This window comes from uncultured Phascolarctobacterium sp. (assembly GCF_937920985.1).
Taxonomy (GTDB): Bacteria; Bacillota; Negativicutes; order Acidaminococcales; family Acidaminococcaceae; genus Phascolarctobacterium_A.
In genome coordinates, this window is sequence record NZ_CALDXR010000034.1 from 60622 (window position 1) to 85055 (window position 24434).

Below are 24434 nucleotides of genomic sequence, written 5' to 3' on the forward strand. Positions count from 1 at the left end.
GAAAAATATGCAAACTGATGATTTGTGCAAGCTTGTTGACAAAATAAAGCATCTGCAATGTGAAATGCAAACAGTAGAGCTAAAGGCTGCCAACAAGGGCTGTCCTACACGTTTATACGATACATTGTCGAGCTTTGCCAATCAGGACGAGGGCGGCGTTATCGTATTCGGCATAGATGAAAGAAAAGGCTTTGATGTCGTCGGCGTTTATGATGCGCAGGATTTGCAGAAAAAGGTAACGGAACAGTGCAATCAGATGTCGCCGTGTGTGCGTGCTTTATTTACTGTTTGTGAAATAGATGATAAGGTTGTAGTTTCGGCAGAGATTCCCGGTATAGATGTTGCAGAAAGACCATGTTTTTATCGTGGTACAGGCAGATTGAAAGGCGCTTATATACGTGTGGGCGATGCTGATGAGCCGATGAGCGAGTATGAAATTTATAGCTATGATGCCTTTCGTAAGCGTATTCGCGACGATATTCGCGAAGCAACGGGTGCGCGCAGAAGCTTTTTTGATGAAGAAAAGCTGGCTTGCTTTTTGCAGGCAGTAAAAAAAGACCGCAAAAATCTGGCTAAGCATGTCAGTGATGAAGAAATCCTGGAGCTGATGGGTGTTACGGTAAACGGACAGCCGACGTTAGCGGGCGAGCTGTGTTTTTCTAAATATCCGCAGGGAGCTTTTCCACAGCTTTGCATTACGGCTGTTGCTTTGCCCGGCAATGAAATGGGCGAGCCCGGTTTGCAGGGCGAGCGCTTTATTGATAATGAGCGTATTACCGGCACGATAGATGAAATGGTAGACGAGGCGGTTGATTTTGTGAACCGCAACAGCCGCCACAGTACGATTATAGATAATAAGGGCAAGCGTGCGGACAGGGATGAATATCCGCTGAAGGCAGTGCGTGAGGCGATTCTTAATGCATTGGTACATCGCGATTACAGTATTCACTCGGAAAACGTGCCTGTGCGTCTGGAAATATATCGTAATCGTCTGGAGATTATTTCCAGCGGTGGCTTATATGGCAAGCTGACGCTTGATGCTTTGGGCAAGGTGCGGCCGGATACGCGCAACAGTGCGCTGGCGAATATTTTGGAGCTGCTGCATGTTACCGAAAACCGTTATAGCGGCATTCCGACCATTTATCACGAGCTGCAGAAGGCGCAGCTGCCACCGCCGGCTTTTTGTATCCGCCATGGCGAGTTTGTAGTTACCTTTAAGAGCAAAATTGCTCAGGTGTATGATATGCCTGCTGCTGGCTTTGGCGCTGTACATGAGGAACAGGCGCAATATAATAGCAATCAGGCGGACAGCGTTGAAGAACGATTGTTGGCATTCTGTGCAGTGCCTCGCTCCAGACAGGAGATTATTGAATTCCTGGGCTTTTCGCGCTATTATTCCATGTCCAAAATTGTGCAGCCGTTGATTGACGTCGGAAAAATCTCTTTGACGCTGCCGGATAAGCCTAAAAGCTCCAAGCAGAGATATGTGAGAAAATAACATATGCTATGATAAGCAGGACGGATTTATTCTGTCCTGCTTTTTAATATAAAAGCGTAATGACTCTTAGTAAGAAAAATAATTTAATAAAACGCTTGACTGTATGAACACTATACTGTTTAGAATTAACGAAGCATAGTTGCTGGGGCTGCGTTATGGCAGGCTTTTTTGTGAATTATATTGCTGAGTATGGACTGTAAAGGAAGGATGAGTATTTTGAAGAAGATCAATTATCTTGGCAGCGCAGTGATGCTGTCTGTTTTATTGGGTGGAGTTACGCCTGCTGCTTTTGCAGACAGTATGCCGGAATATTCTTTGGATACAATGGTTGTTACGGCAAGCCGCACAAGTGAAGAAGAATTTAAAGCAAATGCAAATATTCAAGTAATTACACGCAAGCAGATAGAAGAACGTCATTTTGACAATATTAGCCAAGCTTTGAGAGATATTCCTGGGGTATTTATTGCACATTATGGTTCTAATGGAGAGGGTTCTATTTCTAATAACCTTTATATTAATGGCTCTTCTAATGTTGTTGTTTTAATTGATGGACAACGCGCAAATATTAATGGTAGTTGCGGTACTGCGGGAAAAATGGCTTTAGCCGAAATTAGCAATATGGAAGGTGTTGAAAAAGTAGAAATTTTAAAGAGTTCTGCGTCTACTTTGTATGGTTCTGATGCTCAAGGTGGTGTTATTAATATTATCACAAGAAAAATTAAAGATGGTGAGTCAAAAAGTAAAATAACGGCTATAACAGGCAGTTATGATAGAGAACAATATAACTTCTCGCATAGTGGTAGTAAAGATGGGTTTTATTGGAATATTTCTGCTCAAAAGAAACGTACGGGAGACTATAAAGACGGATGGGGTAGAAAAATTGTAGATAAGTTAGATGCTACAAATAATACATATAAAATAGGGAAACGTTTTAATGATAATGCAGAGTTGTTTGTAAATTATATGACATATAAATCTGATTATGTTATCACTAATAGTGGTTGGAGTGCACCTGACATTACACCTGGTACAAGAAATAATTCACGTTTTGAGACTGTTTATAATCAAAAAGTTAATAATAATTTAGAAAACAACTTATCTTATTTTAGAAATAGAAACAAGGGACAGGAAAAGGATTATTTTAAAGTCAATGACTTTACTACAGAGGGTTTTAGTGATCAATTAACTTACAAAGATGGTAAACATACTATAGTAAGTGGCATTGATTATTATAGGGATAAAGTTAATTTGTATAAAAATAAATCCGCTAACACAAGCGGTGTGAAAATTAGCAACAAATCATTTTTTGTGCAAGATGAATGGACATTTAATGATAAATGGAAATTCACTAGCGGCTTAAGAATGGACGACCAATCTAGATACGGACGTGCAAATACACCTAGCTTTGTTTTGGGTTATAGTCCTAGCGATAAAATTAATGCTTATTTAGGTTATAAACGTTTCTTTACAGCGCCTTACATAGCTCATTTGTATAGCGCTGTTTATGGTAATCCTGATTTAAGAGCAGAACGTGGTACCTCGTTAGAAGCTGGTATGAATTTCATTATTGATGATACAACTACTGGTAGCTTAAATGTTTTTAAACGCGACTCAAATGATGCTATGGCTTATGATGCTACACCTACTGCAACTCATCCAAAAGGACAATATGTAAATATTGCTCAAGAACATGCAAGAGGTGCTTCTTTAAGATTAAACAAAATCTTAGGAAATGGTTTCAGTGCTAATGTTGGTTATAACTATTTATATATTAAGCCAGATGCCGGCAAAGCACCTAACAGAAATGGTGCAATGCCAAGAAGTAACTTTAATTTAGGTATGAATTACAACAGCAGTAAATTTGATGTAGATTTAGCAGGTCGTTTGACCGTTGGCAAAGCTCAGAACAGATCTAAAAACCAAACAATTGGTAAATCGTTTAGAACATATTGGGTTTGGGATAGTGTTGTTAACTACAAACCGACAAAAACAATAAATATTTTTGGTAGAGTTAACAATATATTTAATAGAATGTATACTGAGACAAGCTATGAATTGAATCCTAACGATAAATGGTTCTCAGCACCGGGCAGAAACTTTGAATTAGGAGTAGAGTATAGTTTCTGATAGATTAAGGCAGCTAACACTCCCGAAAAAGTGGGGCGGATATATTCCGTCCTGCTTTTTCACATAACAGAAAAATGAGGTGAAACAATGTGGAAGAAGTTACTGAAGCTTTTGCTGCTGTTGGCATTTTGTACAGCAGGTTGTCAAAAGCAGGACGTTGAAAAAACAAGCGGAGCAGCCTATCAGGTAGTTGATTCGCAGGGGACTGTAATAAAATTTGCCAAAAAGCCCCAGCGGATTATGACAACACATTTTAATCTGGACAATATTGTAATGGGACTTGTTGATGAAGAGCGTGTTATTGCTCTCTCTAAATCAATGTATGATGCTTCGGTATCTTATATCAGTACTGAGGCAATCAAAAAGCCTACAAAATTAAACTATGATTTTTCCTCAGAGCAGGTTCTGGCACTCAAGCCGGATTTAATCATCGCCCGAGAGAGCACAGGTGAAAACCGCATTCAGACTTATCGTGGTATGGGAATACCTGTATATGTTGTGAGCAATGCGAATAATGTGGAAGAAATTAAAAAGCAGATTCAGGATATAGGTCAGGCTGTCGGCGAAAAGGAGCATGCAGACAAGCTGCTGCAAAAAATGCAAAAACAGCTCGACTATATTAAAAACAAGGTGGATAGCGCTGGCGTGAAACCAAAAAGTGTTATGCTTGTTTCTAAAATGAACCATAATTACGGTGGCAAGGGCTCTTTTTTTGATGAGATGTGCCATTATGCCGGTGTGAAAAATGCGCCTGCGGAGATAGGTGTGCTTAATGGTCAGCTGATGGACAAGGAAGTAATGCTACGTGCTAACCCAGATTACTTTCTGCTTTCACTGTCCTGGGAGCTTAAGCATGATAACAAGGACGGGTATAAAAAGGAATTTTTGGAGGATCCTGCGCTGGCTAATCTGGAGGCAGTCAAGAATAATCGTGTATGCTATTTGAAGGACAAGTATTTATATGCCTCTAATCAAAACTGCGTATGGGCTATCAGGAAGATTGCTAATCTTGCTTATGGAGATATATTTCCTGATGGAGAGGAAGTTTTTCTTAAGGGATATTAGCAAATAAACCCGAAGTGCTTGACTGTATGAGAACTATATAGCGTAATATTATTTTATTATGAGGGCGATGGTTGTTCGTCCTCGTTTTTATGCAAGCATATAAGTATTGATAAATTATTGGAGGTGAAACGATGCAGCAAATTTTATTTCTCACCAATATGGAGCAGACTGCAACCTATATGCAGGACGCATTGAAGCTGGCTCAGCAGACGCAGGAAGCTGTCGCGGGACAGGTGCTGTATGTCCCCAGCGATACAGAGTGGACGAAGGAGATGGAAAAGCAGCTGCAGCAGGCTGAGGTTGTCATTTTCCCGTGGATGGGCACAGGTCTGAGCACCAAGTTCCTGTCGGAATCATCATCATATCTGCTAGACAACAAAAAGAAGCACGTCTATCTGATGACCGGTAATCCGGAGGATGTACTGCACGGCGGGCTGTCTGAGGAGGAGCTTAAGCGGATAAATGATTATTATAAATTCGGCGGTCTGCAGAACTGGACGAATTTGTGGCTGTGGCTGGCGCAGCAGTTTTTGCAGGCAGCATGTAATGCGCCTGCTCCCGAGCTTTTGCCGTGGGATGGTATTTATCATCCGCAAGCAACCAAAATTTATCATGATGTGGAGGAATATCGCCGTGATTTTTGCAAGGCGGACAGACCGACATTGGCAGTAGTTTTCTTCCGCAGTGATTGGCTGTGGGGCAATACCGTTTTTGCAGATGCGGTAGTCAGAGAGATTGAAGCGTTGGGGTGCAACGCCTTATGCTTCTTCTCTACAAGCTCGCCTGACGCCGCAAGCGGCTGCGGCGGCTTTAAAGAAGCCTTAAGCAAGTATGTTTGTGTGGAAGGCAAATGCTATGCCGATGTTTTCATCAACACTATAAAATTTTCACTGTTCAGCATCCGTGCCTGCGCGCTTGATGATTTGACAAAGCTGAATATTACAGTGTTGCAGGCCTATACCCTGTACCGCTCATATCAGGAATGGTATGAAAACTTTGACGGCATGAGCGCTGTAGAGGTGGCGTACAGTGTGAGTCTGCCGGAATTCGACGGAATTATTCATAGCTGCCCAGTGACGACGGTGGAGCGTGATGCGGAAGGTAAGCAGGTTACGCAGGAGATTGCGGAGCGCATGAATATGTTGGTGCGCAAAGCAAAAAAGCTGGCACTTCTGCGTATTAAACCGAATGCGGAAAAGAAAATAGCCATTGTTTTTCACAACCATCCGTCGACCAATTCCAACATTGGCAGCTGTGCGGCAATAGACAGTATTGAAAGCGTGCGCCTGCTGCTGCAGGATTTGCGGAATGCAGGCTATGTCGTTGACCATATCCCGACAGACAGGCAGGAATTTATTGATGAGCTTATTGCCGGTGCGACGAATGACAGGGACTATATGAGCGAAAAGCAGATTGATAATGCCGATGCCAAGCTGCTCGTCAGTGCATACCGCGATTATTACAGGACGTTGCCGGAAAAGGTACAGCAACGTCTGGCGAACGATTGGGGCGAAGCCCCGGGCGAGGTTTTCTTTTATGATGATTTTCTGTTGATTCCCGGAACGATGAACGGCAATATTTTTATTACGATGCAGCCACCGCGTGGCTTTGGCGAGGATCCTGACAAAATTTACCATTCGCCCGACTGCGCGCCGACACATCATTATTTAGGCTTTTATCATTGGCTGCGCGATATTTGGGGCGCAGATGCGATGATGCATATCGGTACGCATGGCAGTCTGGAATGGCTTCCGGGTAAGGGCGTGGCGATGAGTAATGAATGCTATCCGGATATCTGCACCGGTGATTTGCTAAACGTCTATCCCTATTGGGTTGTCGATACGGGCGAGGGCATACAGGCCAAGCGTCGCAGTGCTGCCTGCCTCATCAGCTATCTTTCGGCGCCGCTGAGTATCAGTGGTGTGTATGATGAGCTGGCGGAGCTGGAAAAGGCTTTGGAGGAATATGTACATTTTAAGGCTGATAAGGATGCCGATTTGAGTGAGCCGATGGCACAAATCAGGGAGAAGGCCGCTGCTGCCGACCTTACGGATGAGGTGCGTGAAGAGGATGCTGCCGATTTTGACGAATATGTCAGCCATCTGCACACGTATCTGACGGACTTGAAGAATATGCAGATGACTACCGGCCTGCATATCATGGGCAATCCGCCGCAGGGCGAAAAGCTTACGGAATATCTTTATGCGTTGGTGCGCTTGGAAAATCCCGATATGCCGTCACTGCCTAAAACCTTGGCACAGGCTTACGGCTATGATTATTATGAGCTGATTGACAACAGCAGTAAGCTGTTGCCGGACGGTATTTTGAGCTACGGTATGCTGCTTGATAAAATTAACGGCCAATGCTTGGAGATTATCCGTCTGCTGCAAAATGATGGTTTCGTAGTCCACGAAGATAAATTACGTGCGTTGGAGTGCGTAAAATGTTGGGATGAGGCTGTGCAGCAGGATCTTATCAAAATAGCCGGCTTTATCTGTGACAAGCTGTATCCCAGTCTGGCAAATACTACCTGGGAACGAAGCAACTGCATCCGTGCGCTGCAGTCAGAATATATTGAGCCTAGCGCCGGCGGCGCGCCTACAAGCGGCGGTGCCGAGATTTTGCCGACCGGACGCAATTTTTACGGCGTTGACCCGCAGCTGCTGCCTACGCCCGTAGCGTGGAAAATCGGTTCGCAGATGGCGGAGGACGTAATTAACAAGTTTGTGGCGGAGGAAGGGCGTTATCCCGAAAGTGTTGGTATTTTGCTGTGGGCAACATATAACATGCGCTCTAATGGTCAGTGTATGGCGGAATTTATGCGCCTGATGGGCGTGCGTCCTGTTTGGCAGAAAGGAACCCTGAAGGTGACAGGCATCGAGATTATTCCGCTTGATGAACTGAAGCGTCCGCGTGTTGACGTTACCGGACGCATCAGCAGCCTGTTCCGTGACACGCTGCCGGGAGCGGTTTGCTGGCTGGATAAAGCAGTGCAGCAGGTGGCGGCGTTGGATGAAAGCTTTGAAGATAACTTTGTGCGCAAGCATGTTGTGGAGGAATCTCAGCGATTAGAAAGCGAGGGCGTGGATAAGGAGCAGGCCTGGAGACAGGCATCCTACCGCATTTTCGGCGACCCGCAGGGTGCGCATGGCGCTGGCGTGAGCGCACTTTTGGCTTCCCGCAATTGGGATGATTTGGGCGATATTGCCGACGTGTATGTTCGCTGGGGTGCGCATGTTTACGGCGAGGGTGAAAAAGGTCAGTACAGGCCGCAGCTGTTTACAGAGCGGATGGCAAAGCTGGAGGTTACTGTAAGCAATATTGATAACCGCGAGTCTAACTTGTTGAATTCCGATGATTATAACGCTTACCGCGGCGGCATGATTGCTGCAGTGCGTAATTTCAGCGGCAAGATGCCGAAAAACTATTGCAGTGACAGCTCTGACCGTCAGCATGTCGTGATTCGCACGCTGGCAGAGGAGGTCAAGCGTCTGTTCCGCGGTGAGGCGATTAATCCCAAATATATACGGGGCATGAAGGAGTTTGGTTATAAGGGAGCAGGCGATTTGGCAACATATGTTGACAATTGCTTCCAATGGGATGCTACCAGTGCTGTTATGGAGGACTGGATGTATGAAAAGTTTGCGGAAAAGTACGCTTTGGACAAAGATATGCAAAAATGGTTTGCTGAGGTTAATCCCTGGGCTTTGCGCAGACTGACGGAGGTTTTACTGGAGGCGGAGCAGCGCCAGCTGTGGAACGCCAAGCCGCAGACTAAGCAGTCACTGCAGGAGTTGGTGCTGAATATCGAAGGCGAAATCGAAGAACGCGGCGATGCATAAATTTTTTCCCTAAATCGCTTGCGTGTATACCTAGTAGACACTGTATAATTAGATACATATTTTATTGATAGCTCTTTTTAATAAACGGAGGAATATAAATGAAACGTACTGCTGTATATCCTTTTACTGCGATTGTAGGACAGGAGGAAATGAAGCTGTCCCTGATTTTGAATGTTATTAACCCGGCCTTGGGCGGTGTTTTGATTAAAGGTGAAAAGGGCACGGCCAAATCCACTGCTGTACGCGCTCTTGCCGAGCTGCTGCCGCCGATGGCGGCTGTGCACGGCTGTCGCTTCCACTGTGACCCGCACAGCAGCCAGCTGTGTGATGACTGTACTGCTAAGCTGCAGGCAGAAGGCACCTTGCCGGAGGAAACCATCAACATGCGCGTGGTTGAACTGCCTGTAAGCGCAACCGAGGACCGCGTTGTCGGCACATTGGATATTGAGCATGCAATTAAGCATGGTGAGAAAAAGTTTGAACCAGGTATTTTGGCGCAGGCCAACCGCAACATTTTATATGTAGATGAAATCAATCTGTTGGATGACCACGTTGTAGACGTGCTGCTGGACGCCGCTGCCATGGGCGTAAACACTGTTGAGCGCGAGGGCGTTTCCTATTCCCACCCCGCACGCTTTGTGCTGGTAGGCACTATGAACCCCGAAGAGGGTGACATCCGCCCGCAGCTTTTGGACCGCTTTGGTTTGAGCGTTGTCGTTACCGGCGAGCATGACCCGCTGCAGCGCGTAGAGGTAATCAAACGCCGTCTGGCTTACGAAAACGATGCGGAAAGCTTTATTGCAGGCTATAAGGAAGCGCAGGAGGAGCTGGCAGAAAAAATTATCGCTGCCGGCAAGCTGCTGCCGGAGGTAACTATTGATGACAAGCTGCTGGAAACTGTGGCTAAGCTTTCTGTTGAGCTGGGTGTAGACGGTCACCGTGCGGATATTACTGTGATCAAGACAGCGCTGACTCTGGCTGCCTTCAACGGCCGCAAGCAGGCTAACCTTGATGACCTGAAGGAAGCAGCTAAGCTGGTGCTGCCGCACCGTATGCGCCGCCGTCCGTTTGAAGAGGGCGAGCTGGATTGGAATAAGGTAGAAAGCTTTTTGGCTGCCGAAGCCTAAGGAGCGTTGACTATGCTTAAAAATAATCTTTATCCCTTTGCTGCGGTCGTGGGGCAGGAGGAGGCTAAAAAGGCCTTGCTCATTGCTCTGGTCAACCGCAGAGCAGGCGGCCTGCTCATAGGCGGTGCCAAGGGTACGGCAAAATCCGTGCTGGCCCGCAGTGTGCAGAGTTTGATTGGTGCGCAAAGGATGCTGACGTTGCCGCTGAATGTAACAGAGGATATGCTTTTTGGCAGCATTGACCTGGAGGCTGCCGTAAGCCTGGGCGAAAAACGCTTTTCACCGGGAATTTTGGCGCGTGCGACAGATAACATTCTTTATATTGATGAAGCTAACCTGCTACGGCAGGAGCTGCTGACTGCGGCACTGGATGCCAATAGCGCCGGCATCAACAATGTAGAGCGTGACGGCATCAGCTGCAGCCATGAGGTGCGCACGACCGTCATTGCTACGATGAATCCGGAGGAAGGCACTTTGCCCGGACATATTCTGGACCGCTTCGGTATGTACACCGATATGCAGGCACTGCAGGATATCGGCCAACGTGTGGAGGTTATCCAACGTGCCTTAGAATATAGTAGCAATACCCTTGCGTTTTGCGGGCAATATGCAGAAGAAACTGCTGCCCTGGCAGCGAAGCTGCAGGCAGCGCGTGAGCTGCTGCCGCAGGTAGAGGTGAGCGACGCGATGCTGATGCTTGCCGCCCAACTGTGCTCGCAGGCCTTCTGCGCCGGTCATCGTGCGGAGATATATCTGCTGGAGGCTGCACGCGCTATCGCTGCCTTGGCAGGCCGCGCTTACGTGCTGCCGAAGGACGTGGAGGAGGCAGCGCAGTTCGTGCTGCCACATCGTATGCGCAAGCCGCCCGAGCAACAGCCTGAGGAGCAGGAGCAGCAGGACGATAACCAAAACGAAGAGGAAAACGAGCAGGATAACGAAGATAATCCTGACGATGATAATAACGACGAGGATAATGAAGATAACCAGCTGCCGCCGCCACCACCGCCATTAGATAACGGCGAGGACGAAGAAGATGACGATGCTTCTGACGAAGATGACGAGGACGACGAAAGCGATGAGGACGAGCAGCAGCAGGAGCACAATAACAGCAATCTGGCGCCGGAGGAACAGCTTGCCGATATCGACAAAAGCTTCCGCCTGCCGAAGATGCTGCTGGATTTGGGCAAGGACCGCAATGTGCGCCGCGGCAGCGGCAAACGCAGCGTAACGAAGACCGACCTGAAGCAGGGACGTTATGTGCGTGCCGAACAGGCTAAGAGCAAGGTTACCGACCTGGCCTTTGACGCTACTATCCGTGCCGCAGCGCCTTACCAACGAATGCGTGAGGACAATGGCTGTGCGCTGAACATTAAGGAAGAGGATTTGCGCCAGAAGGTGCGTGAAAAACGCATCGGCAACACCTTCCTGTTTGCGGTGGATGCCAGCGGCTCTATGGGTGCGCGTGAGCGTATGCGTGCCGTTAAGGGTGCCATTTTCTATATGCTGCAGGAGGCTTATCAGAAACGTGACCGCGTAGGCATGATAGCTTTCCGCCGCGATAAGGCGGATATGCTGCTGCCGATTACCCGTAGCGTGGACTTGGCGCAGAAGCGTCTGGCGGAAATGCCGACCGGTGGCAAAACGCCGCTGGCAGACGGACTGGCGCTGTCGCTGCAGACACTGGCGATGATGAATAAGCGTGACAGTGAGCTGGAGCCGATTCTTATCGTTGTAACCGACGGACGCGCGAATGCTGTACACGAGGGCGAAAAGGATCCTGTTGCTGCAGCAATCAGCATTGCCGAAAAAATCGCTAAGGCTAAAATTACCTCTGTGGTGATTGATACGGAAAGCGATTTTATTAAGCTGGGCCTGGCAAAGAAGGTTGCCGCCGCTATGCAGGCCAATTATTATACGCTGCAGAAGCTGTCGAAAGAAAATATTATTCATATCGTAAGAAATTTGAATTAAAGATAAGAGTATAGTATACTAATAGGTATACTAAAATATAAAGGAGTGGAGTTTTCATGAAAAAACTGCTTATTTTATTGATGACCTTATTTTGCTGTGCAACTGCTTTTGCTGCGGATGCAGATAAGAAGCCTGCAACTCAGGAGGGTATGAACTGGGAAATCAGCATGATGCCTAAACCGAGCGAGGAAGAACAGGAGCAGGCTCGCTGGTCCATCGTGGTGGAAAACAATGTCGGCATTTATGCTTACGATATGGATTCTTTGACCTTCAGCAAGGTTACTAACGGCCTGCCTGATAAAAATATTATTTCCGTGCTGACGAAAACCGTTTTCACCGATAAGGATATGCTGAAAAAGCTCAATGAAAAATACAAGGCTTCTCTGGCTAAAAAAGAGAAGGTGCAGTACTGCGAAATTATCATGACATTTAACCTGCATGATAAAACCTACGGCGTAGAGAGCATGGATGTATATGGCAGCAAGAAAACTCTGCTGAGCCATCAGGCGAAAGAGCTGAAGTTTGTTCCGGTTCCAGTAGGTAGCTTTGCTGAGGCTATGTGGGAAATCTGCCAGCAGGCAGTAGCTGCTGATGCGCAAGCAGCAACGAAATAATGCTGCGCCCGGATTTTACTCAGGCAAAAAACTATATATTACAACACAAACTCCTTAGTCTGCTTGCTATCTCTGTGATAGGCATTACCTTGACACTGGGCCTCAGGCATCTCTCCAACCAGTCTCCGTCAAAAAAAGCAGTAATGAAACCTATTGTGCACACGCAGACGGTAAGCAGACGACCATTGTATAAAAGCATTAATCTTTTTGGCCAGCTGAAGGCTAAGGCACAGATTGATATCGTCAACAAGTATGCCGGTATCGTCGACGAGGTTAATGTGGATTTGGGCAGCAAGGTGCAGGCCGGGGATATTCTTCTGGTGCAGCATCTTGACGATGCCCGAGCCGAAATGCTCAAGGCCCAGGCACGCTATGCCGAGGCCGGAGCTAATGCGGCAACTACGGACGTGAGCTACAGCACCAGTTTGACCCGTTATGAGGCGGATTATAAGCTGGCGCAGGTCAACGCGGAGCGTTACCGTAAGCTTTATGCGCAGGGCGCTGTTTCCAAGTCCGAGCTGGACAGCATGGAGCAGACGCTGGCTAATAAAAAGGCGCAGTACGATGCTTTGGCGCAGCAGGTGGATTATGACGGCACACCGTCGCAGGTTTACCGTCAGGAGCAGATTGCTGCCAGACGCGAGCAGGAGTACATTATTGCGCAAAACAAGTATCACGATCTGATTTTTAAGGCACCACGCGCAGGTATTATTACCTACCGCGATGCAGAAGTGGGTGGCTATGCGCCTGCAGGCAGCAGGCTGCTTACCCTTTTGGATGACAGCGGTTTTACAGTGGACTGCGATATTACAGAGGCTGAGGCTGCTTCTGTTACCGTTGGCACGCAGGTCGAGCTGAAGCTGGAGGCGATTGGCGAAATATGCCGGGGTACTGTTGTTTATGTGAGCCCTGTAAGAAGCAGGGAAACAAACAAGTTTACCCTCCGCATCAGGCTGGATGAGCCTGGCTCCAATGTAAAGGCAGGCTTGTTTGCCAAGGGTGAATTGCGTTTTCTGCAAAAGCCATCCACTATATATTTACCTAAAAATTCCGTTCTCGAACGGGATGGCAAATATTTTGTTTATGTGCTGGGCAAGGGTAACAAGGCGTTGAAAAAGCCTGTTACCACCGGTGCAAGCAATAATGAAAGCATTGAAATAGTGCAGGGTGTGAAGATAGGCGATACGGTTATCCTTGATAATCTTGCGCGTCTGCGTGACGGCATGGCAGTTGAGGTAGCCAAGGAGGAGAAGAAGTAATGAATATTACGCGCTTTTCCATCAAACGGCCTATCGGTATCTGCATGATTTACATATTAGTCTGCGTCCTTGGTCTTATCAGCTTCTTTCGCATTGGCGTGGAGCTGCTGCCGGACGTGGACTCTAAATTTATCAGCGTTATTGTCAATTATCCCGGCGCCAGCACGGAATCAGTCGAGCAGCAGGTGACGAAGCCGATTGAGGACGAGCTGTCCTCAATTTCGCACTTCAAGCAGGTGCGTTCCGCTACACGTCCCGGACGTGCGGAGATTTTTGTCGAGCTGGACAGTCAGGCCGATGCTGATATGGTGGCTATCGAGGCAACGAAAAAAGTCAGCCGTATCCGTAAGAATCTGCCGGAGGATATTGATGAGCCTGCAGTGCTCAAGCGTTCTTCTGAGGAGTTTCCTATTATCCAGATTGCGGCAACCTCCAAGGATAACCTGGACGATATTTTTGCCTTGGCTGACAGCAGCTTTAAGGAACGGCTACAGCAGGCTGCCGGTGTAGCCGATGTTGACGTTACCGGCGGACGTGCCAAGGAAATCGCAATCGAGGTTGACAAGGATAAGCTCAATTATTACGGTTTGACTCTGCAGGATATTATTACAGCAGTGCGCAAGGAAAACGTTATTGTTTCTTCCGGCTCTGTCTATACTGATGCTTTGGAAAAAACCGTGCGTCTGCAGGCGCAGTATAAGGCTCCGGAGGAGATTCAGCACCTGCAGCTTAAGGGTGCAGGCGGCAGATACATCGAGCTGGGACAGGTGGCCAACGTGCAGGCCAAGGATAAGCGTGCCGTGGCCTATAGCCGTGTTGACGGAAACGAGGCGGTGTCGCTGGAGGTGTATAAGGCCAGCGGTGCCAATATCGTTGATACAGCGGATGGTGTGCTGCAGCAGCTGGAAACGTTGCGCAAGGATTATCCGGACTACGTTTTTACTGTTGTCTATGATCAGTCGCATTTCGTGCGCGATTCCCTGAGCAACACGCTTAAAACCTTGCTGGAAGGTCTTGTTACCACAGGACTTGTTTTGTATATGTTCCTGCGTGGCTGGAAGTCCTCTATGGCAGTTATGATTGCCATTCCGACCTCACTTATTGCAACCTTCTTCCTTATGTATCTGGCAGGCTTTACCTTCAATATGATGTCACTTATGGGTATGGCGCTGTGTATCGGTATTCTCGTCGATGACTCCATTGTTGTGTTGGAGAATATCCATCGCTTTCTGGCGATGGGCAAAAGCGCCGACGTGGCAGCGGAGGAAGGACGTAATGAGATTGGCATGGCGGCAATCGCTATGACGCTTTGTGACGTGGTGGTATTTTTGCCGATTGCCTTTATGCAGAGTGCGACAGGCCAGTTTTTCAAGCAGTTTGGTATGACGATTGTTTTTGCTACGTTGATGTCGCTTATTGTTTCCTTTACGCTGACGCCGATGCTGGCTTCGCGCTTTTATAAAAACGGCGTAGAAGAGCCCAAAGGCAAGCTGTGGAGCAGATTGGATGCTTTTGAAGCGCAGACGATTGCCAAATATGATGTTCTGCTGCGCAAATGCATCGAAAAGCCGAAGAAGCTGGTGCTGGGCGTGTTGGCAGCCTTCGCGGTGGCGGTGGCGCTGGTGCCGCTCGGTATAGTTGGCTCGGAGTACATGCCGCGTACCGACGAAAGCGCGATTCAGGTGAATATCGAGCTGCCCACCGGCTATAACGCCGACCAGACGAACGAGGCGTTGCTGCTGTTCGAAGATTATCTGGCTAAGGTGCCGGAAATCGAGCATTACATGACGAATGTAACGACGACGCAGAGCATGGGCAAGCTGGTCATCGCGCTGAAAAGCAGCGATGAACGCAGCAGGGATGTCTGGCAGGTAGCACAGGGCATCCGCAGCTTTGCCAAGCAGAATTTGGGCGAAATCAAGGTGCGCGTCAATGAGATTCAGTCATCCGTTACCGGTGTTTCGGGCGGTCGCAACCTTGTGCGCTCACCGGTACAGGTGGAGCTTAAGGGCAGCGATATGGACCAGCTTGTGGCTGACTCTGCTAAGGTGGAGCAGATTTTTGCTTCGACCGCAGGCCTGAAGGATATCAAAAATTCCTATGTCAAGGGTATGCCGGAGCTGAAGGTGACGGTAGACCGCGACAAGCTGAAATATTATCATGCGACAGTCAATGATGTAGCGCAGTCCTTTAACGCTGCCATTGGCGGACGCAGCGCCGGTGTGCTGGCGAACGATGTGCAAAACCATGGTAACGACACCGACATTGCAGTACGTTTTGCCGGTGGCAGCGGTTATGATATTGAAGACGTGCGCGCTATTCCTGTGCAGACAGGCAGAGGCAGCGTCTTTCTTGGCGACCTTGCTGACGTAGAAGAGGGCGTAGGCCCGATTACAATCCGTCGCGTGAACAAGGAGCGCATCATCAACATACAGTGCAACCTGACGGACAGACCGCTGAACGAGGTAATCAAGGAGCTGACGCAAAAGCTCAATGCTGCCGGCCTCAAGAGTACCTACGAGTTTTCCGGACAGGCGACGACAATGAACGATTCCTTTGCCGAAATGGCTATGGCATTGTCGCTTTCACTGCTGTTGATTTATCTGCTGCTGGCAGTGCTTTATGAATCGGTATTCACGCCGTTCATCCGTATGTTTTCGCTGCCGCTGGGCATTATCGGTGCCATCTTCTGCCTGCTTTTGACGCATAACACCATCAACCTGTATTCCCTCATCGGCATCTTGGTTATGGATGGCCTGGTAGCGAAAAACGGTACACTGCTTTTGGACTATACGCTGACGCTGATGCATGAAGGCATGACGGCGAAGGCAGCGGTAATCGAGGCAGGCAAAACGCGTCTGAAGCCAATCTTTATGACAGCAATGACGATGGTGGTGGGCATGCTGCCGACGGCGCTGTCGCTGAGCGCAGGCTCGGAAACGCGCGTGAGTATGGCGTGGGTTATCATCGGCGGTATGATAACGTCGACAGTGTTTACGCTTTTGGTTTTGCCGATACTGTTTTTATGGTTGAAAGAAAAATTTCCTAGTAGAATTTAATGTAATAATAAGAATATATGTTGAATATATAAGACTTGTGTAGTATACTATAGACATGAAAAAAGAAAGATTCTCAAAGCGAAATTTAACTTTGCAAAGAAGCTTTCCATATAATATCAGAAGAGCAACTTGCGCCTTTGCTGATTATAAAAGCAAGGGCGCATTTTTTATAGCTATATTGCCGTATAGCTTACAATTTTGCTTGATGCACTTAGTAGCCTGTGGCCATGCAAGACTGGGCAGGGGAAGAGTGGTCAAAATATATTTTTGAGGAGTATGAGTAAACATGAAGAGTAACTTTTCCAAGGGTTTATTGATGACGGCTCTCCTTACCGGTAGTGTAATGTGGGGGGGGACGAACGTATTTGCAGAAGAGCTGCAGGAGTATTCGCTGGACCAGATGGTTGTAACAGCTACAAGAACAGAAAAGCGTGATGTTGAGGTTCCTGCAACAACTAACGTTATTACAGAACAGGAAATTAAAAATCGCGGTTATGTAAGTGTATTTGATGCGTTGGAGCAGACTGTTGGCATACAAAGCTATTCCTATACCGGCGGTGAAGGCGATAATGGTAGCTCTACGGGTCGTACCTATATTCGCGGTTTAGACAAAGGCACTTTGGTTTTGTTGAACGGTGCACCTATCAACCTGAACAATTACAATTCAACCGCAGGCATTCCTATCAGTGCCGTAGAAAAAATTGAGGTTGTAAAAGGATCTAATTCTGTTCTTTATGGCAGTGAAGCTATGGGTGGCGTTATTAACATCATTACAAAAAAAGCCGGAAAAATTAACAACAGCATTAAAGCTGTAGCAGGTAACTATAAAAAGGGTTATGAAGTTGCTTCCAGCGGTGATAAATATATTTTGAGCTTCAGCCGTGACTATTATAAAAAATTTGAGAACTCTTCTATCAACTACAAAGGATTCGATACAGACAGACGTGCTTATACCAAAAATAATCTGTTCGCAAGCGTAAACTTGGCTAAAGATTTTACGCTTAATTATATGCATACAGAAACTAAAAATACTGGTATGACATATCTCAATCCTGACGGAAGCATGAATAAAACTTCTTATAGCTATAATGATGAAAGAGATAATGTAGCTTTACTCTATAACAACGAACAGGATAAGCTCAAATCTAATTTATCCTTCAACAGAAGAAGAATAGACGGTAAGCAATATAAAACTAACGGACAGGTTTTAAGAAGCGGTTCCAGCAGCAATATTATTCTGTACACCATTAACTACGATATTAACAAGGACTGGACTTTATCCGATAAAGCAACATTGCTGACCGGCGTAACTGCCAACAAAGAGCATTATGAAGAAATTGCCAATAGAAGCAACGCTATTTCCAGAGACAGCCTGGCAGCTTATTTCTCCTGGAATCAAAAATATGATGATAAGTTCTCTACTAATATCGGTGTAAGAGCACATTATGTAAAAAATAACGGCTTTGATGGCGCACACAATGTATATCTGCCGCAATTACAGACCTTATATAAACTGGATGAGAATACCAGCTGGTATATTAACGTTGGCAAGGCCTTTGAAATGCCGGCAATCAATTCCAGATACTCCAGAAGTAAAACCGGTTCTAATGGTGCATTGAAGCCTCAGGAGGGCTGGACTTATGAAACCGGTGTGAAGAAGATTACCGATACATCCTCCAGCAAATTAGCTGTGTTCACAATGAGAATGGATGATAAGTTTGCCTGGAAAAAATATAACCAATTAGGCATTACTCCTCCGGCAGGAGTTGATCCAGACACCTATATTCAGGTAAATCTTGGCGAATTTAAAAACACCGGTGTTGAATTCGAATATGATAAAGTAATCGGAGAACATTGGAGATACAATTTAGGTGCAACCTATCAGGATCCTTTGGCTAAAGATGCCGGCAAGTGGACTCAGCAATCCTCCAGATACCAATTTACTGCAGGCGCTAAGTACAATTACAGCAAGCTCGGCGTCGGTGTAAACCTCTATTATTTAGGTGATAGAGAGGATGCATCCTACGGCAGCCTGCATAAGCTGAAAAACATTATTAAGTTGAATTCTGTTATTAACTATGATCCTGACAAAAATAACAGTATTACCTTAAATCTTTACAACCTCTTAGACAGAGATAATTCGATCAATGTCAGTGAAAATCTGGATAAACCGTTCAACTGGACTTTGTCCTACGAATATCGCTTCTAATTACTCGATTCTCCCCAAGGTGGCGCTTAAATGCGTCACCTTTTTAAAAATAGCTTTATTTAAAAACACCGGCAATATTTGCCGGTAAAGTAATATTTATTTAAATTTGAAAGGGAAACCATGTATCGCTTAATCCTTATGCTTGTTATAGTCTGTATTCTTTCCGGATGCGCAACAGAAAACTTTGGCCAATCTGTGAAGCTTGCAGACAAAGATAACGCAATCGTTGTAACGGACGATACCGGTTATCAGGTAAAACTAAAGAAGAAGCCGGAAAAAATTATGACCAACAATATTTATCTTGATAACATCCTTTTGGGATTAGTGGAGCCTGAAAAAATGCTGTCTGTATCTAAAAATATGGATAACTCGGCAAAATCGTTTGGCAATATGGTAAGTTCATTGGTCGAAAATAAGATTACAAATCCGGGATTGGAAGCAGTTCTGGCTTTAAAGCCGGATATATTCATTGTTAATGAGGTAATTGGTGCAGATAAAATTCAGTCTTATCGTGATATGGGTATACCTGTTTATGTTGTAAGGCTGTCTACAAATATAGAAGAAGTCAAAAATGAAATTATCAAGCTTTCCCGGCTAGTAGGTGAAGAGCAGCGTGGTAAGATTTTAGTCCAAAAAATGAACGATAAACTGGAGAGGATTGAACGCAATATACCCAAAGAGCTTCATTACAGTAAAAGTACTGTTCTTGTATCAGCCAATTATGCGTCCTACGGAGGCAAGGGCTGCATGTATGATGATATCTGCAAGCATGCCAAGATAAGAAACGGTATTGCAGATTTGGGAATGAATACCGGACAGACAGTCAATAAAGAGGTCATGATAGAGATAAATCCGGATTTCTTCTTTCTTGCAAAGCCATGGAAGGATAATAAGGCCAAGGATGAGAAATTGCTGGGTGAGTTTTTAGCTGATAAGAGCTTAGAAAATTTGCGAGCGGTAAAAAACGGGAATGTAGCTCTGCTTGATGAAAAATACATTTTTATCGGTCATCAGAATTGCGTATGGTCGGTGCAGAAGCTGGCACATTTGGTTTATGGTGACTGTGTTGTTTTAGAGCCGGAGGAGTTTTTGAAAGGGTTTTAGCAGTTAATTATAAAAACATCAAAATTGATTACATTTACAGCCTTAAATATTAACTGAAAAGCGGTGCGTTAGTGCCGCTTTTTTTCTTGTGATTTTCTATGAAAAAATTATGAAGATTAAGTGGATAAATGGTTTGAAATGATATATAATATTAACTAGATGAGTTGCTATACAGACATTGTTTCGTCTATTGTGAAGCCACCGGCATATGACCATGAAAGACTGGATATGCAGGGACTTTTCGATAAATATTTTTAATAGGAGTATGAGTAAACATGAAGAGTAATTTTTCCAAGGGTTTATTGATGACGGCCCTCATTACCGGTAGTGTAATATGGGGGGGTACAAACGTATTTGCTGAAGAGCTGCAGGAGTATACGCTGGACCAGATGGTTGTAACTGCGACGAGAACGGAAAAGCGTGATGTCGATGTTCCTGCAAGTACAACTGTAATTACCTCAAAACAATTGGAGGATTCTGGATCCAATAGTATTGCTGAAGTTTTAGGCAAACAAGCAGGTATCGAGTACAAATCCTTTGGCCCTTTGGGTACTTCGATGGGTACAATGATTAATGAGGTTAATATTCGTGGTATCAGTAATGGTACATTGGTATTAGTCAATGGTAATCCTATTTCTTGGCGTGGTAAATATAATTTGGAATCTATTCCTACGGACAGTATTGAGCGTATCGAAATTGTAAAGAGTGGTGGCTCTGTACTTTATGGTTCTGAGGCAATGGGTGGCGTTGTTAATATCATTACTAAGAAAAAAGGCAGTAATAAAATTAGCGTAGGTTATGGTAACAGAAGCCATCAGAATTATAGAGTAAATGTTGGCGACGAAAAATTTACTGCTGGTTACTCTTTGGAAAAAATGGGAAGAGTTAATTATCGTAGCATAAGTGATGTTAATTATCCTAGCAAAAAACCAGTTTTGAAAGGTAAAACAAGAACTGATGCGGATGATATTAAGAAACAGAGCGTTAATTTAGGGTATAATTTTAATGATAGACTTAGCTTAGCTTATAATTACTATGAGTCTCAAGTTAACTATGAGAGAATATTTGTTGATGTTGAAAAGGGTGATGCGAAAATCGATGATCAGTTTAATGGTCGACTATATACAACAAAACAAAATAACATTCAATTAAATTATAAGGATGATGACTATAAAGCTAGTATTTACTATAATATCACTAATATAGAATCTGAAGGACCTACTTTTTATGATACTAATACCAAAACTGGTGGCGCTAAGGAGTTCAGCCTTTATCATACGAAAGAAAGAAACTCTACAGTTGGTACAGATTTGCAACGTAATTGGAAAATTGGAGAAAAAGCTCAAGCAGTTCTTGGTGTAGATTATCAACATGAAATGTATGAGAAATCAGTATTCAGTGGTGGGTCATTAAGTCGTGATATTTGGGCAGTTTTCGGTCAGTGGGATCAAAAATTTGATGATAAAAATTCTATGATTTTTGGCGCGCGTGAAACTTGGACAACTAATGCGTTCAGAGATCAAAACTATAACAACTTTAGTGGTGCAGTACAATACATCCATAAATTAGATGATGATCAGACAATTTATGCAAGCTATACAGAATCTTTCATTATGCCGACTTATGCTCAGATGAATGGCGCCAGTGAAACTGCAAAACCGAATCCTGATTTAAAACCACAAACAGGTAAAAACTACGAATTGGGTTGGAAAAAAGTATCTGATAGCCATAGCTGGAAAGCAGCATTGTATCATATTGATATAAAAGATAATATTTCTGCTACATGGACTCAAAGCAGGGCTGAATACACTTACAAAAATGAAGATTTTAAAAATACCGGTATAGAACTTACTTGTGACATTGAAGGTGACAACGGATTCTCTTATAACTATGGCGTGAACTATAGCGATCCTAAGGTTAAAGCTAAAACGGGCAAAACCTACTGGGATAGAAAATTTGGTCGTTGGCAGCTTAATGGTGGCATTACCTATGCTAAAGATAAATTTAGAAGCAGCTTAACTGGTAGCTATTTGGCTGATCGTGTAAATACTCCGAGCAGTGCACATTCTTCTAAGACTAAACCTTATTTCATCACTACTTTAAATACTACTTATAGTCCTGATAAAAATAGCGATATCACTTTAACTATTGATAACTTGCTTAACAGACAAGATAACTTGAACCATTCTGGTTCTGATTATTATGCTGTTCCGACAAGTTTCCTGCTTACTTATACCTATAAGTTTTAATAACACTTAACCATACGGCGGCGCATTTGCGCCGCCTTTTTTTCTAAAAAAACTTGCGTTCTTAGAAAAAAACGGCTAATATATTATTAAAAAATAAATTAGTCGAAAGGAGCACCTTATGTATATTCATCGTCACTTGGAAAGCATACTTGAAAAAGCTTCAAAAATGTTTGGCGCAGTTTTGGTAACAGGTCCGCGTCAGGTTGGTAAAACAACTTTGCTACGCAGGTTCGCCAATAGTGCTAATTACATAAGCTTAGATGATCCCATGCAGCTTCATGCTGCAGTTGAGCAGCCGGCTACTTTTTTTAAAGATAATACTCCACCGGTGTTTGTGGATGAAATCCAGTATGCGCCTAATCTGTTTCCTTATATTAAAATGCAGGTAGATGAACAGAACGGCAAAGGGATGTTTTACCTTTCCGGGTCGCAACAGTTTAAACTGATGAAGAATGTGGGCGAATCGCTTGCCGGTCGCTTAGGCATTCTTAATCTTTTGGGGCTTTCGCTGCGTGAGTATCAGCAGATTAAATTTAATGATGCATTTTTGCCAGTTGAAGAGTATTTTACTGCACGCAAAAAGGAACTAAAGCCTATAACCTATGAAGATTTATGGAAAGTAATACATAGGGGCAGCATGCCGGATTTATTGCTTAATGAGGATTATGATTGGCAGATTTTCTACGCTTCTTATGTAAAAACTTATATTGAACGTGATGTGCGTGAATTGACACAGGTTGGTGATGAAGTGAAATTCATTACGTTCATGATTGCTGTAGCAAGTATTACCGGCCAGTTGCTTAATATTTCGTCACTTGCCAAGAATGTGGGAATTAGTGTATCAACCGCCGAACGCTGGCTATCTATTCTTGTTACTTGCAATATAGTGTATTTGTTGCGTCCATATGCGAATAATGTGTTAAAAAGGGTGGTCAAAACGCCGAAGCTTTATTTCATGGATACTGGTTTGGCAGCCTATCTGACGAAATGGACTACTGCTGATGTGCTGAAAAACGGAGCCATGGCAGGAGCGTTTTTTGAAACGTTTGTCATTGCTGAAATAGTTAAGAGTTATTACAATAAGGGGATAGCAGAGCCGCCTTTATATTTTTATAGAGATAAGGAGCAAAAGGAAATAGATTTACTTATCGAATGTAATGGAGTGCTCCATCCTTTGGAAATGAAAAAACATGCTGATCCTAAAGCAGCAGACATCAAAGCCTTTTCTGTGTTGGATTCTATCCCTGGAGTTAAGCGTGGCAGTGGCGGTGTTATTTGCACGTATGATAGAATAGTTGCGTTGAAAGATAATGATAAGGTTATACCGATTTCGTATCTGTAATTTTTGCAGGCGTATGGTTTTACGGCGGCGCAAATGCGCCGCCTTTTCATATACCATCAAAATAAAAGTGAATTTTCAGAAAGATTGCTTGACTATAGTAACTTTCTCTGATAATATAATAAATACAAAGACTAGTCAGAAAAATCAGAAGGAAGGCTATAAAAAATAAATGGTAAAAGTAAAGCAAGATTTATTGAATTCCATTAAAGAATTTACTCTTATGGATGATCCTTTTATGACCAAGGTTTTTGAAGATGATATAGAGCGTACGCAATTAATATTGCGGATTATCTTAGAAAATGATACAATCAAAGTAAAGAAAGCATCTACACAAAAACGTCTTAAAAATCTTCAAGGACGGGATTTGCAGCTCGATATTTTAGCTGAGAAAGCTGATGGCACCAAGTTCAATGTCGAAGTACAGAATGAAAGCAGTGGTGCCATCCCCCAAAGAGCACGCTATCATATGAGCCTGTTGGATGCCAAAAGCTTGCCTAAGAGTGAGTATTTTGACAAAATCCCTGAGAACTATGTTATTTTCATTACGAAGGAAGATGTTCTTAAAGGATTGCTGCCAATCTATCATATTCATAGAACGATAGATGAGAACGGTAGCAGCTTTGCGGATGGCTCGCATATTATCTACATTAACGCCAAAATTCATGATAATACTCCGTTAGGAATGTTGATGCATGACTTTTGCTGCAAGAATCCTGATGATATGCATTATAAAAAGCTTGCTGAAAAAATTAGATACTTTAAAGAAGAGAAGGAGGGCTTGGATAAAATGGGCGATGTAATGGAAAAGCTTATAGCGAAGCGTGAAAAAGAAGCCTTGGAAAAAATGGCGAAAAAATATGAAGCTAAAGCTGCTAAAGCGCAAAAGGAAGCACGTATTGGCTTTGCCAAAGAGATGCTTGCCAATAATGAAAGCATAGATAAGATTGTTAAGTACTCTAAGCTTTCGG

At 44.5% G+C, this 24434-nt stretch carries 14 protein-coding genes; all 14 read left to right on the forward strand.

The features are described from left to right. Positions 1-7 precede the first annotated feature (7 nt). The gene (locus tag Q0612_RS06345) at positions 8-1498 is read left to right on the forward strand and encodes an ATP-binding protein (RefSeq protein ID WP_298882246.1); all 1491 of its coding nucleotides are present in this window, start codon (positions 8-10) and stop codon (positions 1496-1498) included. 216 nt (positions 1499-1714) lie between these two features. Then, positions 1715-3625 carry a TonB-dependent siderophore receptor gene (locus Q0612_RS06350; RefSeq protein ID WP_298882249.1) on the forward strand — a complete coding sequence of 637 codons (1911 nt, stop codon included), beginning with the start codon at positions 1715-1717 and terminating at the stop codon, positions 3623-3625. Between the two features lie 87 nt (positions 3626-3712). Continuing rightward, on the forward strand, positions 3713-4690 hold the full coding sequence (locus tag Q0612_RS06355) for an ABC transporter substrate-binding protein (RefSeq protein ID WP_298882252.1): 978 nt from the start codon (positions 3713-3715) through the stop codon (positions 4688-4690). A 131-nt stretch (positions 4691-4821) separates the two neighbouring features. Beyond that, entirely contained in the window at positions 4822-8532 is a 3711-nt protein-coding gene (cobN, locus tag Q0612_RS06360; protein WP_298882255.1) for a cobaltochelatase subunit CobN, read from the forward strand. 98 nt (positions 8533-8630) lie between these two features. Beyond that, the gene (locus Q0612_RS06365) at positions 8631-9659 is read left to right on the forward strand and encodes an ATP-binding protein (RefSeq protein WP_021721194.1); all 1029 of its coding nucleotides are present in this window, start codon (positions 8631-8633) and stop codon (positions 9657-9659) included. A gap of 12 nt (positions 9660-9671) precedes the next feature. After that, a complete protein-coding gene (locus tag Q0612_RS06370; protein WP_298882258.1) occupies positions 9672-11630 on the forward strand; it encodes a VWA domain-containing protein in 1959 nt (652 codons plus the stop codon). Positions 11631-11686: 56 nt separating this feature from the next. Beyond that, entirely contained in the window at positions 11687-12244 is a 558-nt protein-coding gene (locus Q0612_RS06375) for a hypothetical protein (protein WP_298882261.1), read from the forward strand. A gap of 143 nt (positions 12245-12387) precedes the next feature. Beyond that, a complete protein-coding gene (locus Q0612_RS06380) occupies positions 12388-13503 on the forward strand; it encodes an efflux RND transporter periplasmic adaptor subunit (RefSeq protein WP_298882263.1) in 1116 nt (371 codons plus the stop codon). Then, the gene (locus Q0612_RS06385; RefSeq protein ID WP_298882267.1) at positions 13503-16562 is read left to right on the forward strand and encodes an efflux RND transporter permease subunit; all 3060 of its coding nucleotides are present in this window, start codon (positions 13503-13505) and stop codon (positions 16560-16562) included. Before Q0612_RS06380 ends, Q0612_RS06385 begins: the two co-directional genes overlap by 1 nt. A 286-nt stretch (positions 16563-16848) precedes the next feature. Next, positions 16849-18771 carry a TonB-dependent siderophore receptor gene (locus Q0612_RS06390; RefSeq protein WP_298882270.1) on the forward strand — a complete coding sequence of 641 codons (1923 nt, stop codon included), beginning with the start codon at positions 16849-16851 and terminating at the stop codon, positions 18769-18771. Between the two features lie 120 nt (positions 18772-18891). Continuing rightward, positions 18892-19875 (forward strand): ABC transporter substrate-binding protein, encoded by a 984-nt coding sequence (locus tag Q0612_RS06395; RefSeq protein ID WP_298882272.1) that lies wholly within the window; start codon positions 18892-18894, stop codon positions 19873-19875. Between the two features lie 275 nt (positions 19876-20150). Continuing rightward, a complete protein-coding gene (locus tag Q0612_RS06400; RefSeq protein ID WP_298882275.1) occupies positions 20151-22124 on the forward strand; it encodes a TonB-dependent siderophore receptor in 1974 nt (657 codons plus the stop codon). Between the two features lie 118 nt (positions 22125-22242). After that, on the forward strand, positions 22243-23466 hold the full coding sequence (locus tag Q0612_RS06405; protein WP_298882278.1) for an ATP-binding protein: 1224 nt from the start codon (positions 22243-22245) through the stop codon (positions 23464-23466). A 169-nt stretch (positions 23467-23635) separates the two neighbouring features. Further along, the coding region (locus Q0612_RS06410) for a PD-(D/E)XK nuclease family transposase (RefSeq protein WP_298882281.1) at positions 23636-24434 on the forward strand (799 nt) is incomplete at its 3' end.